This window comes from Achromobacter insuavis, assembly GCF_902859645.1.
Lineage (GTDB): Bacteria > Pseudomonadota > Gammaproteobacteria > Burkholderiales > Burkholderiaceae_B > Achromobacter > Achromobacter insuavis.
The window spans coordinates 1-14,257 of the sequence record NZ_CADIJR010000050.1 but is presented as its reverse complement, the minus strand read 5'-3'; the positions used below and the strand labels follow the sequence as shown (position 1 = coordinate 14,257).

General features: G+C 68.7%; 11 protein-coding genes, 1 pseudogene and 1 riboswitch. Of the genes and pseudogenes, 4 read left to right on the top strand and 8 right to left on the bottom strand.

Translation table 11 applies throughout. The annotated features are described in order from the left end of the window. The first annotated feature begins 138 nt into the window (after positions 1–138). Complete coding sequence (locus tag H0523_RS21810; RefSeq protein ID WP_054431088.1) at positions 139–1,350, top strand: MFS transporter; 1,212 nt, start codon at positions 139–141, stop codon at positions 1,348–1,350. Positions 1,351–1,442: 92 nt separating this feature from the next. Here the strand turns inward: H0523_RS21810 and ribB are convergent, their stop codons facing one another. Both ribB and H0523_RS21800 read right to left on the bottom strand, forming a co-directional pair. Further along, a complete protein-coding gene (gene ribB / locus H0523_RS21805) occupies positions 1,443–2,159 on the bottom strand; it encodes a 3,4-dihydroxy-2-butanone-4-phosphate synthase (protein WP_054431089.1) in 717 nt (238 codons plus the stop codon). A gap of 110 nt (positions 2,160–2,269) precedes the next feature. Next, a riboswitch (FMN riboswitch) is annotated at positions 2,270–2,427 on the bottom strand. Positions 2,428–2,923: 496 nt separating this feature from the next. After that, positions 2,924–3,445: an SET domain-containing protein gene (locus tag H0523_RS21800; protein ID WP_054433829.1), complete on the bottom strand. Its 522-nt coding sequence runs from the start codon at positions 3,443–3,445 to the stop codon at positions 2,924–2,926. 107 nt (positions 3,446–3,552) lie between these two features. On the opposite strand from H0523_RS21800, the pseudogene H0523_RS21795 reads away from it, so the two are divergent. Then, positions 3,553–4,473: pseudogene (locus H0523_RS21795) on the top strand (bestrophin family protein). 10 nt (positions 4,474–4,483) lie between these two features. Here the strand turns inward: H0523_RS21795 and H0523_RS21790 are convergent. Further along, complete coding sequence (locus H0523_RS21790; protein WP_054433830.1) at positions 4,484–4,954, bottom strand: Lrp/AsnC family transcriptional regulator; 471 nt, start codon at positions 4,952–4,954, stop codon at positions 4,484–4,486. 93 nt (positions 4,955–5,047) lie between these two features. On the opposite strand from H0523_RS21790, the gene ilvB reads away from it, so the two are divergent. Further along, the gene (gene ilvB, locus H0523_RS21785) at positions 5,048–6,868 is read left to right on the top strand and encodes a biosynthetic-type acetolactate synthase large subunit (protein ID WP_156333485.1); all 1,821 of its coding nucleotides are present in this window, start codon (positions 5,048–5,050) and stop codon (positions 6,866–6,868) included. Between the two features lie 94 nt (positions 6,869–6,962). Here the strand turns inward: ilvB and H0523_RS21780 are convergent, their stop codons facing one another. The 5 genes from H0523_RS21780 to H0523_RS21760 form a co-directional block, all read right to left on the bottom strand. After that, positions 6,963–7,745 (bottom strand): SDR family oxidoreductase, encoded by a 783-nt coding sequence (locus H0523_RS21780; protein WP_082404740.1) that lies wholly within the window; start codon positions 7,743–7,745, stop codon positions 6,963–6,965. A 14-nt stretch (positions 7,746–7,759) separates the two neighbouring features. After that, positions 7,760–8,614, bottom strand: coding sequence for an ABC transporter permease (locus H0523_RS21775; RefSeq protein WP_054433832.1), 855 nt, complete (start codon positions 8,612–8,614; stop codon positions 7,760–7,762). A gap of 7 nt (positions 8,615–8,621) precedes the next feature. Continuing rightward, positions 8,622–9,392, bottom strand: a complete 771-nt coding sequence (locus H0523_RS21770; protein ID WP_054433833.1) for an ABC transporter ATP-binding protein — start codon at positions 9,390–9,392, stop codon at positions 8,622–8,624. Then, entirely contained in the window at positions 9,392–10,450 is a 1,059-nt protein-coding gene (locus H0523_RS21765; protein WP_054433834.1) for an ABC transporter substrate-binding protein, read from the bottom strand. The genes H0523_RS21770 and H0523_RS21765 overlap by 1 nt, the downstream gene beginning before the upstream one ends. Before the next feature lie 133 nt (positions 10,451–10,583). Then, positions 10,584–13,235 (bottom strand): DNA topoisomerase III, encoded by a 2,652-nt coding sequence (locus H0523_RS21760; protein ID WP_054433835.1) that lies wholly within the window; start codon positions 13,233–13,235, stop codon positions 10,584–10,586. Between the two features lie 62 nt (positions 13,236–13,297). Here H0523_RS21760 and H0523_RS21755 point away from each other — a divergent pair. Continuing rightward, positions 13,298–14,257, top strand: a 960-nt coding sequence (locus tag H0523_RS21755; RefSeq protein ID WP_180180142.1) for a DUF2157 domain-containing protein, incomplete at its 3' end; no start/stop codon positions are given.

The following is a 14,257-nucleotide window of genomic DNA, read 5'->3' as shown; positions in this document are numbered from 1 at the left end:
GCGAGTTTCAAACCTGAGCACCGGCTCATAAAATTTCGATACGCAACTGGAATCGCGTCGAGCACCGGCCGATTATGCCATCGTCGATTACGGCGAGCCGGCCACACGGTGCCGTTTCTCCCCTTTCAAGGAATCCTCATGTCGAATGCATCGACGGCCGCGGTGCTGCCCGCGGCCGGCGGGACCGCGCGTCCCGTCTTCATGCAGATATTGCCCCTGGCGCTGGCGGTCTTCGTCGGCTTCTTCATGGTCGGCCTGCCCATGCCGGTGCTGCCGCTGTACGTCGACGGCGTGCTGGCGCAGGGCGCGCTGGTGGTGGGCATCGTCGCCGGCCTGCAGTTCGCGGCGGCGCTGCTGTCACGCGCCTGGTCGGGCGCGCTGGCCGATCGCCGCGGCGCCAAGCGCGCCGTGGTCACCGGCTTCCTGCTGGGCTCGGTGGCCGGCCTGCTCTACCTGCTGGCCGACGACCTCGCACAGCTGCAGCCGCGCGCGGCGCTGGCCGCGCTGATGGCCGGCCGCGCCCTCATGGGCTGCGCCGAAAGCCTGATCGTCACCGGCGCGCTCAGCTGGGGTGTGGGCCGCGTCGGGCCGCAGAACGCGGGCCGCGTGATGGCCTGGATCGGCGTGGCGATCTACGCCGCCTTCGGGCTGGGCGCGCCCGCCGGCATGCAGCTGTACGGTGCGACCGGTTTCGCCGGCATCGCCTGGGCCACGGTCTTCATCCCCGTGCTGGCGTTGGCGCTGGTGCTGCCGCAGCGCGGCGTGCCGCCGGCAGGCGGCGTGCGCACGCCCTTCTATCGCGTGCTGGGCCTGGTGATGCTGCCGGGCCTGGGCCTGGCGCTGACCAGCGTCGGCTTTGGCGTCATCACCGCCTTCATCACCTTGTTGTTCGCCCAGCGCGGCTGGGACGGCGCGGCGTGGATGTTCAGCCTGTTCGGCGTCGGCTTCATCGTGGCGCGGCTGTTCTTCGCCGGGCTGCCCGACAAGCTGGGCGGCGCGCGCGTGGCGCTGGTGTGCGTGCTGATCGAGGCGGCCGGCCAATGGCTGATCTGGATGGGCCCGACGCCGGCGTGGGCGTTTGCCGGCGCGCTGTTGAGCGGCGCGGGCTATTCGCTGGCGTTCCCGGCCTTCGGCGTGGAGGCGGTGCGGCGCGTGCCGCCGGCCAGCCGCGGCGCGGCCATGGGGGCGTATGTGGCGTTTCTGGACGTGGCGCTGGGCATCGCCAGCCCCGCGGCCGGCTGGTTGGCCGGCATGCAGGGCTACGGCGCGGTCTATGCCTTGGGCGGCGCGTGCGCGCTGGGCGCGGTGTTCGTGGCGATGGCGCTGCGGGGCCGGGCGGCGGCCGCGTAAGGCCGCGGCATTGCGCCGGCCCGGGCTGCGGCCCAGGGCTGGCGTATCGATTGACGATCAAGGCGCCCGCTGACGCGGGCGCCTTTTTACGTTCAGACGGTGGCGGCCATTTCCAGCACATCGTCGTCGACCGGCTGGGCCTGGCCGTCGCGCAGCTGCTGCAGGTGGTCGGCCAGTTCGGCGATGGTCAGGGCGACCAGGCCGTGCTGGGCGGCGTAGCGCTCGAGCGCGGCGCCACGCATCATGGTGCCGTCGGCGTTCATCAGTTCGCACAGCACGCCGGCGGGACGCAGGCCGGCCAGCGTGGCCAGGTCGACCGAGCCTTCGGTGTGGCCGCGGCGGGTCAGCACGCCGCCGGCCTGGGCCCGCAGCGGGAAGACGTGGCCGGGGCTGACGATGTCGTCGGCCTGGGCGGTGGGCGAGATGGCGGCGCGGATGGTGGTGACGCGGTCCACGGCCGACACGCCGGTGCTGACGCCTTCGCGCGCCTCGATCGAGACGGTGAAGGCGGTGGCGAAGCGGCTCTGGTTGCGCTGGACCATGGGGGCCAGGTCGAGACGGTCGAGGGCTTCGCCGGGCAGGCACAGGCAGACGATGCCGCTGCCGTCGCGGATCAGCTGGGCCATGACGGGCACGGTCAGCTTGTCGGCGGCGACGATGAGGTCGGCTTCGTTTTCACGGTCGAAGTCATCCATGAGGATGACGGGGCGGCCCAGGCGCAGGTGATGCAGGGCGCGTTGCAGGCGCGCGGCGAAGGGCTGGGCGGCCAGGCTGGGGAGGGACTGCGGGGTAAGGGTAACGTTGGACATTGAAACGCTCTCGCGAAAAAAGGGGGCGAAAAACGTTTCAGGGCTCATCGACAGCCGAACGCGAACCGGCTGTCCAGGCGCTTGGGCCCGGACAGGGGGGTCTTGTGACGGCACATCTTCTCTCATCCGGACTGTGACCGTCGGCTCTGGCATCTCACCAGATCTGCTGACCCCGGTGTCCTCCGTGAAGGACGCCGGGCGCTCGCGGGCTCGCCAAGTTGCTTGGCATACCGCCGGTGGGGAATTTCGCCCCGCCCTGAAGACGTACTGCTTGTTTGTCGTGTTAACGACATCGGGGATTTTACGCTTGTCTTGGGAATGGGGCGGAATATGCTTATTCGGGGTGGGGTTTTGGGGGTGTGGGGGTGGGGTTCTTGAGACGCCGGGGGTGGCGGGGCTTGGGGGGAGCGGGGCTACGATTGCGGTCCGGAGCGTTCGCTCCGGACTGCCCCTGCCTCAACCTCGTCCGCCTTCGGCTCCCTTCGGTTTCCGTTGGGCGCATCTACACGCCCCGCTCCCCCCAAGCCCCGCCACCCCCGGCTCGGTCAGCTGTACCTTCACGGGCGCTGGGGGAAAGCGGTTTGCTTGGCGTTTTGGCCCAGGATGGGGCTGGGGGGAGGGTCTTGCGGGGTCGCCAAAGGCGGCCGCGCGGGCGGCCTTCTTTGGCGTTTGAGGGGCTTGCGTCGGGGCGGTGCCGGGCTGGATGCCGGGTGTCGGGCGAGCGCAGCTGTTGGGGCTGCGCTGTGGGTGCCCTCGCCGCTTGCTTACTTCGCGGCTTCGGTTTGCGCTTCGGCCGGTTTCTTTTTCTTCTTCTTTTCGGGCAGGGCCAGCATGGTGCCGCGACACGGCGGGGTGCCGCAGAGGCACTTGTAGCCTTCCTTCAGGGCCTTGGTGATGCGGCCGTCTAGGACCAGGCCGTAGTCGTAGGAGAGTTCGGTGCCGCGCGGGATGTCGTTCAGGGCGACGATGTAGACGCGCTTGCCGTGCTTGCCTTCCTGGGCTTCGCAGTTGGGCTCGCAGGAGTGGTTGATCCAGCGGGCGTCGTTGCCCTGGTCGCCGCCGTCGATGACGCGGCCGGAGCTGAGGGCGAAGAAGAAGGTGTGGAAGGGATCGTCGGGATTGGTGGGGTGGCGACGGTCGGCTTCCTTGGCGCTGATGCGGGCGCCGCCGTACTCGATGATGCGGGTGCCCGCGGGGATCTTGCGGGCGGCGAAGACGCCGTTGCCGTGCAGCTTGGAGCGGCGCACGACGTACCAGGGCTTGATGGGGGTGTCTTCGGTGGTCATTGAGTGGCAAGTGTGGCGGTGAGACGAAACAGAATTATATCGGCGCGCTCATGACACGATGACAGGCGTATAGTGAGCGCCGCCTCGTTTCTTTGTTCACCTGCACCATGATTGTCCGTCCGCGTCCTTCCGCGCTGGCTCTGTTCTTTGTCTTGCGCGGTTCCATCATTCCCCGCATCTTCAGCCGCATCCTGGTGATCACCGTGCTGTCGTGCGTGGTGGTCTGGATGTATCACCGGCAATGGTTCTCGCCCACGCACCTGTCGGCGGTGCCGTTCTCGCTGTTCGGGCTGGCGCTGTCGGTGTTCATGGGGTTTCGCAACAACGTCTGCTATGACCGCTGGTGGGAAGCGCGCAAGCAATGGGGCGACCTGATCGTGCAGGCCCGCAGCCTGGCGCGCGAGAGCGCGGTGCTGCTGGCGGCCAGCACCGCCAATCCGGTGCAGGAGCGGCTGGTGCGGCGTTGCATCGGCTTCGGCTATGCGCTGGCGGCGCGGCTGCGCGACCAGGACATGCTGGAAGCGGTGCGGCCCTGGGTGCAGCCCGAGGAACTGGATACGCTGGCCGGCAACCGCAACGTGCCGGACGCGCTGCTGATGGCGATCAACCGCGACCTGGCGGCCTGTCTGCGGCGCGGCGAATTGACCGACATCCTGTACCAGGGGCTGACGCAGCGGGTGGCGCAATGCGCGGCGATCCAGGCGGCCTGTGAGCGCATCAAGTACACGCCGACGCCGTTCGCCTATTCGCTGCTGCTGCATCGCACGGCCTAGCTGTTCTGCCTGCTGCTGCCGTTCGGGCTGGTGGGCACGCTGGAATACCTGATGCCGGTGGCGGTCACCATCATCGCCTATACCTTCTTCGGGCTGGACGCGCTGGGCGACGAGCTGGAAGACCCGTTCGGCCTGGAGGAAAACGACCTGCCGCTGTCGGCCCTGGCGCGGGTGATCGAGATCGACCTGCTGGACGGGCTGGGCGTGCGGCCGCTGCCCGAGCCGGCGCAGCCGGTGGACTGCGTGCTGCGCTGAGCGCCAGGATTCAGGTCGTCGGCCCGTTCAGCGGCAGCATGGTTTCCTTCAGGCGCCGCAATACGAAGCAGGATTTGCTGTGGCGGATGCCGGGGATGCGATACAGCTGCTCGCGCAGCAGCCGCTCGTAGTCGCGGGTGTCGCGCACGGCGATGCGGATGTAATAGTCGTAGTCGCCCGACACCAGGAAGGCTTCCAGCACCTCCGGAATCTGCGCCAGCGCCCGCCCGAACTCATAGAGCGTTTCCTCGCTGTGGCTTTCCAGGGTCACGTGGACGATGACCGTGTCCATGAAGCCCAGGCTGGCCGGGTCGATGTCGACCGTGTAGCCGCGGATGACGCCGGCGGCCTCCATGCGCTTGATCCGGTTCCAGCACGGCGTGGACGACAGGCCGACCGCCGCGCCGATGTCGTTGAGGCTGGCGCGGGCGTTCTCTTGCAGGGCGCGCAGAATCGCCAAATCAAACTTGTCCAGGTTCATTTTCTTTGATTCCTCCGATCCAAAGATAAATTTACTGCGTTTGCCGGCAATTCGTGGAAAAGAAGATAAATATTCTCCCGGATTCCCAATAAGATGGATAGCATGAACGATCGCCTGCACCCCTCCGTCGCCGCCGCGCTTGCCGCCCCTGAAACTCCCCCCGCCAACGGGGCCAGGATTCTGCTGGAAACGCTGATCGCGCACGGCGTGGACACCGTGTTCGGCTATCCCGGCGGCGCCGTGCTGCCGCTGTATGACGCGCTCTATGCCGAGCCGCGCCTGCGCCACGTGCTGGTGCGCCACGAGCAGGCCGCCGTGCACGCCGCCGAGGGCTACGCCCGCACCACCGGCCGCACCGGCGTGGTGTTCGTGACCTCCGGCCCCGGCATGGCCAACACCACCTCGGGCCTGCTGGACGCCATGTGCGACTCGATCCCGGTGCTGTGCATCAGCGGCCAGGTCGCCACCAGCGCCATCGGCACCGACGCCTTCCAGGAATGCGACGCCATCGGCATCTCGCGTTCCGTGACCAAGTGGAACACCCAGGTGCGGTCGGTCGACGACGTCGCCGCCGTCACCGCCCGCGCCTTTGAACTGACGCGCCAGGGCCGGCCCGGCCCGGTGCTGCTGGACTTCCCCAAGGACGTGCAGCTGGCCGTGCCGCGCGATGCCGACGGCGACGACGACACCCCGTCGCAGCAGAAGCTGGCGGCGCTGCGCGCGCGGCGCCAGTCGGGCAAGCTGGCGCCCAAGCTGCCGCAGTCGGCGGTGCGCCGCGCCGCCGCGCTGATCGCCCAGGCCAAACGCCCCATTTTCTACGGCGGCGGCGGGCTGGTGAACGCCGGCCCCGAGGCCTGCGCCGCCTTCACCGAACTGGTGCGCGCCAGCGGCGCGCCCTGCACCCTCACGCTGATGGGCCTGGGGGCGTTCCCGGCCTCCGATCCACAGTTCGTCGGCATGCTCGGCATGCACGGCACCGTCGAGGCCAACCTGGCCATGCACAACGCCGACCTGGTGGTCTGCATCGGCGCCCGCTTCGACGACCGCATCACCGGCAAGCTGTCCGAGTTCTGCCCGCATGCGCGCAAGATCCATATCGACATCGACCCCGCCTCCATCAACAAGGTGGTGCGGGTGGACGTGGCCCTGGTGGGCGACTGCCTGCCGCTGGTGCGCGCCCTGCAGGCCGAGCTGGGCGGGCCGCTCGATGCGGCCCGGCTGGCGCCGTGGTGGGCGCGGGTGCAGGCCTGGCGCGCGCAGGACTGCCTGGGCTACACCCCGGCGGCCGACGCCATCCTGCCGCAGCACCTGATGTCGCGCCTGAACGCGGCGCTGGCTGGGCGCGACGCCATCGTCTCGACCGACGTCGGCCAGCACCAGATGTGGGCCGCGCAGTACCTGCGCTTCGACCAGCCGTACCGCTGGCTCACCTCCGGCGGCGCCGGCACCATGGGCTACGGCGTGCCGGCCGCCATCGGCGCGCAGGTCGCGCATCCGGACAAGACCGTGGTGTGCGTCAGCGGCGACGCCTCGGTGCTGATGAATATCCAGGAACTGTCCACCGCCATGCAGCACCAGGCGCCGGTCAAGGTCGTGCTGTGCAACAACGGCTACATGGGCATGGTGCGCCAGTGGCAGGAACTGATCCACGGCGGCCGCTACAGCCACAGCTACAACGCCTCGCTGCCCGATTTCGTGGCGCTGGCGCGGGCCTTCGGCTGGGGCGCGGCGCGGGTCGAGGACCCGGCGCAGCTGGACGCGGCGCTGGCCGAATGCCTGGCGCACGACGGCCCCTACTTCCTCGACGTGGCGGTGACGGCGCAGGAGAACTGCTTCCCCATGATGCCGGCCGGCCATGGCCACCACAAGATGATGCTGGCCGAAGGCGTCTGGTACCAGGACGAGACGACCTGAGCCGGCGGCGATTGCCGGGCAGGCGGACCTCCCACGCGGGGCCGCCGGAATGACGAAGGGGCCCTTTGCGGGCCCCTTCGCTTTTGCCGTCCTGTCAGAACTGGATCGACAACCCGCCGTCGACCACGAGCACGTGCCCGTTGACGTAGGACGCCGCTTTCGATGCCAGGAACACCGCCGCGCCGGCGATCTCTTCCGGCTCGCCCCAGCGGCCGGTCGGGTTGCGCGCCGCGATGCGCGGGCCGACCGCGGGGTCGGCCACCATCTGCGCATTGGTCTCGGTGGCGAACGTGCCCGGCGCGATGGCGTTGCTGGTGATGCCGCGTCCGCCGAACTCCGCCGCCAGCGCCCGCACCATGCCGGTCAGGCCCTGCTTGGCGGCCGGATAGACCGCGTCGCCGGCGCGCGCCAGCTCGCCCACCACGGAGGTGATGGCGATCAGGCGGCCGCCGCCCTGGCGCGCCATGCGCTCGGCGGCGTGCTTGGCCAGCAGGATGCCGGCCACCAGGTCGGTGTCGATCAGCTCGCGGATCTCGGCGGCGCTGGTGTCGGCCAGCGTCTTGCGGTTGCGCGCGCCGACGTTGTTCACCAGGATGTCCAGGCGGCCATGCTCGCGGTCGATGCGCTCGAAGGCCCGCGCCATGGCGTCGTCGTCGCTGACGTCGAAGGCCAGCGCGTGCGCGTCCAGGCCATCGGCGCGCAGCGTGGCGGCGGCGCTTTCCGCGGCCTGCTCGTTGCGGCCGTTGATCAGCACGCGCGCGCCGCAGCCGGCCAGCGCGCGGGCGATACAGAAGCCCAGCCCGCGGGCCGAGCCGGTCACCAGCGCGACCTGGCCGCTCAGGTCGAAGTTGCGCAGATAGGGCAAGGAAGTCGTCATGGTCGCGGCTCGGTTCATTCGCGGAATTCGGGCGCCCAGTGCAGCAGCCGCCGTTCCAGCCAGGTGACGCAGTACACCAGCGCGATGCCGACGATGGACAGCAGCGTGACCGCCGCGAACATGTCGGTGGCGTTCAGTGTAGCCAGCGCGGTGATCATCAGGTAGCCCATGCCGGTGGTGGAGCCGACGAACTCGGCCAGCACCACGCCGATCAGCGCGAAGCTGATGGCGTTGGGCAGCGCGGCGAAGGTCCAGGCGGCCGCGGTCGGGATGCGCACGCGCCACAGGATCTGGCGCGGCGACCCGCCCAGCGTGCGGCAGAAGTCCACCAGCTCGCGCTCGACGCTGCGCCCGCCCTTGTAGGTGTTGAAGAACACCAGAAAGAACACCACGAACCACGAGGTCACCACCTTGGACGCCAGCCCCAGGCCGAAGAACATGGTGATGAGCGGCACGAAGGCGATGCGCGGCATCGAGTTGAAGGCCACGATGAACGGGTTGAACACGTCCGCCAGGAAGCGGCTGCGGCTCAGCGTCATGCCGACGATGAAGCCGCTGCCCACGCCCACCACCAGTCCGACCAGCGTGGCCTGCAGCGTCAGCCACAGGTGCGGCCAGACCGAGCGCGGGCCGGGTTGCAGCCATTCCCACAGCCGCACCGCCACGCGCGAGGGCTGGCTGATGAAGAACGGATCGAACAGCGTGTTCTGGGTGAACCACGGGATGCGCGTCAGCGTTTCCCAGGAGCCGAGGATGAGGGCCAGGATCAGCACCTGCCACAAGGTGATGCGCATGCGCCGCAGGGCGCTGGCGCGGCGGTCCAGCCGCAGCTGGTCCTGCAGGGTATCGGTGAATTCGGGAGCGGTCATGGCGGAATCAGGCGGCGGCGCGGAACTGCTGGCCCAGCACGCTCCAGAGGCTTTGCACGTGGGTGACGAACTGCGGCGTCTCGCGCAGGGTGAAGACGTCGCGCGGATGCGGGATGGCGATGCGCTCGTCCAGCAGCACGCGGCTGGGCGGGCCGGACAGCACCACCACGCGATCCGACAGCAGGATGGCCTCGTCCAGGTCGTGCGTGACCAGCACCACGGTCTGGCCCAGCTTGCGCCAGATTTCCATCAGCTCGCGGTGCAGGTGGGTCTTGGTGTGCGTATCGAGCGCGCCGAACGGCTCGTCCAGCAGCAGGATGCGCGGCTCCACCGCCAGGCTCATCAGCAGCGCCACGCGCCGCCGCATGCCGCCCGACAGCTGGTGCGGAAAGGCGTCGGCGAAGGCCGTCAGGTGGCCCAGCTCCAGCAGCTCGGCCACCCGGCTGGCGATGCGCGCGGCCGGCACGCCCTGGAACTTCAGGCCCAGCGCCACGTTCTTCCTGACGCTGAACCAGGGCAGCAGCGTGTCCTTCTGGAAGATGTAGCCCAGCGCCGGCGGCACCTGGCCGTCGACCACCTGGCCGTCGACCCGGATCTGGCCGGTGGTGGGCGGCAGGAAGCCGGCGATCATGTTCAGCAGCGTGCTCTTGCCGCAGCCCGAGGGGCCGACGATCGACACGAACTCGCCCGCCGCGATCTCCAGGCTGACCTCGCCCACCGCGTGGGTGGTGCCCTGGCGCGTCTGGTAGGCTTTGCCCACCCGGTCCAGCGTGATCATCACAGGCCTCGCGCTTTGCGCACGAAGCTCATGTCGACGCACTTGGCGTACGGCACGGTCTTGATCTCGTCGTTCGAGAACTGGCGGCCGTCGCCCATGATCGCGGTCATGCGGTCGTAGGCGTCCTGGGAAATCAGGTTGTCCTTCAGGAACACGGTTTCCTTGTACACGCCCAGCGTCTTCTCGATGGCGGCGCGCGGGAAGGCGTTCAGATAATCGTCGTAGATCACGTCGGCGATCTCGGCGGCGCTGTGGGCGGTGATGAAGTCCTGCGCCCGCACCAGGCCCGTGACGAAGGCCTGCACCGTCTCCGGCCGCTTCTGGATGGTGTCCTGCAGCGTCAGCGCGGCGATGCCCGGCACGTCGCCGCCCATGAACTCGTTCCACGAGGCCTCGGTGGTGGCGTCGAAGATCGGCACGCCCCAGCCTTCCTGCCGGGCCTGTTCCATCATCGACATGGTGGCCATGCTGGCGGCCACCGAGCCGGTCTTGAGCGCGCCGAGCATGGTGGCCAGGTCGCCCAGGGGGCGGATGTCGACCTTGTCGGCCACGCCGGCCTTCTGCATCAGGTACAGCGCCATCAGCCAGGTGCTGGACTGCGGCTGGGTCGCGCCCACGCGCTTGCCGGCCAGGTCCTTGAGCGACTTGATCTTGCCGCTCTCGAAGTCCTCGCGCCGCACGATGACGTTGGCGTAGGTCAGCTTGCGGTCGAAGCCGAACACCAGCGTGGCCGGCTTGCCGGCCAGCGTCAGGGCCGGCGCGGCGGTGGCCGCGGTGGCGCCGAAGGCGATCTGGCCGGCCGCCAGCAGTTGGTTGGTGCGCGGGCCGCTCTGCGAATTCAGGTACTCGACCTCCAGGCCCCCTTCGCCGAAATAGCCCTTCTTGAGCGCCACATAGCCGGCCGCGAAGAACGGGTCGATGCTGCCCTGCCCGTAGACCACGCGGCCCAGCTTGGGCTGGGCGAAGGCGACGCGGCCGCCGATCAGGGTGACGCCGGCGAGCGCCCCGGTTGCGGCCAGCACACGGCGGCGGGTGGTGAAGTGGGGGCTCGTGCTCATGTCTTCCTCAGTCTCGATCGGGTGTGGTTGTTTGGCGTCAACAATACCGCAGCGGCGCCTGCCGTCCAACAATGGAAAACGCCCGGTTGCCCGGGCGTTCTCGTCGTGCCACGCAAGTGTAGACCGTGGCGGTCTATGCCGCGGTCTTCTTGGGCGCGGCCTTCTTCACGGCCTTCTTGGCGGCGGTCTTGGTCGCCGTTTTGGTTGCCGTCTTGGTGGCCGTTTTCGTGGCGGTCTTTTTCACCGCGGCCTTCTTGGCCGGCGCCTTCTTCGCCGCCGTCTTGGTGGCGGTGGCGGCGGTCTTGGCCGGCGCGCGGCCGCGGCCGGGTTTCTCCGGACGCGGTTCGAACTCGAAGCCGATCTTGCCGTCGGGCTGACGCACCAGGAAGGCCTTGAACTTGCGGTTGGTGCGGCTGGAGACGAAGCCGTCGAGCAGGTCGGTGCGGCCGTCGGTCAGCAGCTTTTCCATCTGCTCGCGCGAGATTTCCTGTTGCAGGATGACCTTGCCGGAGCGGAAGTCGCAGCTCTTTTCAGGGCCGACCGACTTCTCGCAGACATAGCTCATGCCGTGCTCGAACACGCGCGACTGGCACTTGGGGCAGTTGCCCACCGGCGTGTGGCCGGAGAAATCCACCGCCTCGCTGTCGTCCTCGTCGTTCTGGCCGAAGTCGAATTCCAGCTTGTACTCGTCGCTGATGCGCAGGATGGCGGCGAACGGCCGGCCCATCTTGCTGATGAAGCCCTGCAGCGGACCGATCTCGCGCTTGGCCAGCAGTTCCTCGACTTCCGGCAGCTCGAAGGTGCGGCCGCCCGGGTGCTTGCCGATCGAGAAGTCGCAGTTGGTGCAGGCGAAGCGGCGGTAGTTTTCCTTGACCACCCCGCCGCACTTGGGGCACGGCGTCTGCAGCGTGGCGTAGTCGCCGGGCACCGTGTCGCGCTCGTATTCCTTGGCGCGCTTGACGATGACCTGCGTCATCTGGGCGATCTCGCGCATGAAGGCCTGGCGGTCCAGCGCGCCCTGCTCGATCTGCTTGAGCTTGTGTTCCCATTCGCCGGTCAGCTCGGGCGAAGTCAGTTCCGACACGTCCAGGCCCGACAGCAGCGTCATCAGCTGGCGCGCCTTGGCGGTCGGCACCAGGTCGCGGCCCTCGCGGCGCAGGTAGACCTCGTTGAGCAGGCCTTCGATGATGGCCGCGCGGGTGGCCGGCGTGCCCAGGCCGCGCTCGGACATGGCCTCGCGCAGTTCCTCGTCGTCCACCAGCTTGCCGGCGCCTTCCATGGCCGACAGCAGCGTGCCTTCGTTGAAGCGCGCCGGCGGCTTGGTGGCCAGGCCCACGGCTTCGACTTCCTCGGTGCGCACGGTTTCACCGTCGGCCACCGGCACCAGGTTGGCGTCCTCGCCCTGCGCTTCCTTGCCGTACACGGCCAGCCAGCCCGGGCTGACCAGCACCTTGCCGTCGGTGCGGAAGCGATGCCCCTGCACCTCGGTCATGCGGGTGGTGACGCGGTATTCGGCGGCCGGGAAGAACACGGCCAGGAAGCGCTTGAGCACCAGGTCGTAGAGCTTGGCCTCGGCCTCGCTCAGGTCGTGCGGGATCTGCAGCGTCGGGATGATGGCAAAGTGATCCGACACCTTCTTGTTGTCGAAGATGCGGCGGTTCGGCTTGACCCAGTGCTGGCTGACCACGGTGTCGGCATGGCGCGACAGCCCGCCGACGGCGTTGGAGCCGCCCTTGGCCAGCGCGCGCATGGTTTCCTGCACCGTGCCGATGTAGTCCTCGGGCAGGTAGCGCGAATCGGTACGCGGGTAGGTCAGCGCCTTGTGGCGTTCGTACAGGGTCTGGGCCAGCGCCAGGGTGGTCTTGGCCGAAAAGCCGAAGCGGCCGTTGGCCTCGCGCTGCAGCGAGGTCAGGTCGTACAGGGCCGGCGACATCTGGGTCGACGGCTTGGATTCCTCGGTCACGCTGCCCGGCTGGGCGCGGCAGGCGGCCACCACGCTCTGGGCGGCGGCCTGCGACCACAGGCGCGACTCGCGCTTTTCCGGGTCGCGCTCGTCTTTCTTGAAGTCCGGGTCGATCCAGCGGCCTTCATACAGGCCGGCGGCCGCCACGAAGGTGGCGCGCACTTCCCAGTAATCGCGCGAGACGAAGCGGCGGATGCGCTCTTCGCGCTCGGCCACGATCGCCAGCGTGGGGGTCTGCACCCGGCCCACCGGCGTCTTGAAGAAGCCGCCGTCCTTGCTGTTGAAGGCGGTCATGGCGCGCGTGCCGTTGATGCCCACCAGCCAGTCGGCCTCGGCGCGCGAGCGGGCGGCGGCCTCCAGCGGCTTGAGCTGGACGTCGTCGCGCAGGTTGGCGAAGGCCTCGCGGATGGCGGCCTGCGTCATGGATTGCAGCCACAGGCGCTGGATCGGCTTCTTCACCCCGGCGTACTGGATGATGTAGCGGAAGATCAGTTCGCCCTCGCGCCCAGCGTCACAGGCGTTGATGATGGCATCGACGTCCTTGCGCTTGGCCAGGCGCACCAGCAGCTTGAGGCGTTCGGCCGATTTCTTGTCGGTCGGGCCCAGTTCGAATTCAGGCGGAATTACGGGCAGGTGCGTGAAGCTCCACTTTCCCTTGACCGGATCGTTGGGCGCGACCAAGCTCAGCAAATGGCCAATGCTGGACGCGAGTACGTAACGTTCGCTTTCAAAATAGTCGCCCTCGCGCGCAAAGCCTCCCAAGGCGCGTGATATATCAAGGGCCACCGAGGGCTTCTCGGCAATAATCAGCGTTTTATTCATGTGTATCCAGTGGCGGCAGACCCGCCTTAGTAGCGCGGATAATAAGATCGGAGATTCGCGAGATGCAAGTCGGCACTGAACGGCAAGTGGGATCCGAACTGCACGCATGGCGCCAATTCCTGGCCCGCAGCACCCTTTGGCTAGGGGTTTTGCTGCTCGGCAGCGCCGCCATCTGCTGGGTCGCGGCGAACTGGCAGGACATGACCAAAATCCAACGCTTCGCCGGCACGCAGGGCCTTTTGGCCCTCAGCGCGCTGGCGGCGGCGTGGGCCGGATTGCGCCTGCGCGCCACCCCGGGGGTGCGCCGCAGCATCCCCGGCGCGCTGCTGGCCCTGGCCGGCATCCTGCTCGGCGCCCTGCTCGCGTTATTAGGCCAAACTTACCAGACTGGCGCCGATACCTGGGAATTGTTCGCCTGGTGGGCGGTCCTGCTGCTGCCCTGGGCGCTGGTGGCGACCAGCCAGGCGGTCTGGCTGCTGTGGGTGGTGGTCAGCAACGTCGCCCTGGCCCTGTGGCTGGGTGAACGGGCGTTCAACTGGTGGCTGTTGCTGGGCGGCCCGCAGGTCGCCAGCCTGATCATGGCCGCCTGGAACCTGATTCTGCTGCTGGGCTGGGAACTGGCGGCGCGCCGCTGGCGCGCCAGCACGCTGATCGGCCCGCGGGTCCTGGCGGCGCTGGTCATCAGCCCGCTGGTGACGGCGCTGGTGTTCGGCCCGATGGTGACGGTGCTGGTGATCGGCGACGCCATGTCGCGCGGCCTGGGTTCCGTCAACAGCCTGGCCTGGATCGCGGTGACGTTGGGCCTGGGTTTCTATTACCAGCGCGGCCGCCGCGACCTGGTCATCCTGGCGATGCTGGTGGCCGGCGTCATCTGCGTGTCGCTGCGGATAGTAGGCGAATGGCTGCTGCGGCTGGAACCCGGCATCTGGGCGGCCCTGCCGCTGGCGGCGCTGCTGATGGCCGAGGCTGTCTGGGCGGCGCGCTGGCTGCGCGGCCTGGCCGCGGGGCCGCAGGCCGCCGCC

What these genes read in the sequence shown, in the direction of transcription:
- H0523_RS21810 (WP_054431088.1), top strand. Translation starts at nt 139, where the DNA reads ATGTCGAATGCATCGACGGCCGCGGTGCTGCCCGCGGCCGGCGGGACC.
- ribB (WP_054431089.1), bottom strand. Translation starts at nt 2,159, where the DNA reads ATGTCCAACGTTACCCTTACCCCGCAGTCCCTCCCCAGCCTGGCCGCC.
- H0523_RS21800 (WP_054433829.1), bottom strand. Translation starts at nt 3,445, where the DNA reads ATGACCACCGAAGACACCCCCATCAAGCCCTGGTACGTCGTGCGCCGC.
- H0523_RS21790 (WP_054433830.1), bottom strand. Translation starts at nt 4,954, where the DNA reads ATGAACCTGGACAAGTTTGATTTGGCGATTCTGCGCGCCCTGCAAGAG.
- ilvB (WP_156333485.1), top strand. Translation starts at nt 5,048, where the DNA reads ATGGATAGCATGAACGATCGCCTGCACCCCTCCGTCGCCGCCGCGCTT.
- H0523_RS21780 (WP_082404740.1), bottom strand. Translation starts at nt 7,745, where the DNA reads ATGACGACTTCCTTGCCCTATCTGCGCAACTTCGACCTGAGCGGCCAG.
- H0523_RS21775 (WP_054433832.1), bottom strand. Translation starts at nt 8,614, where the DNA reads ATGACCGCTCCCGAATTCACCGATACCCTGCAGGACCAGCTGCGGCTG.
- H0523_RS21770 (WP_054433833.1), bottom strand. Translation starts at nt 9,392, where the DNA reads ATGATCACGCTGGACCGGGTGGGCAAAGCCTACCAGACGCGCCAGGGC.
- H0523_RS21765 (WP_054433834.1), bottom strand. Translation starts at nt 10,450, where the DNA reads ATGAGCACGAGCCCCCACTTCACCACCCGCCGCCGTGTGCTGGCCGCA.
- H0523_RS21760 (WP_054433835.1), bottom strand. Translation starts at nt 13,235, where the DNA reads ATGAATAAAACGCTGATTATTGCCGAGAAGCCCTCGGTGGCCCTTGAT.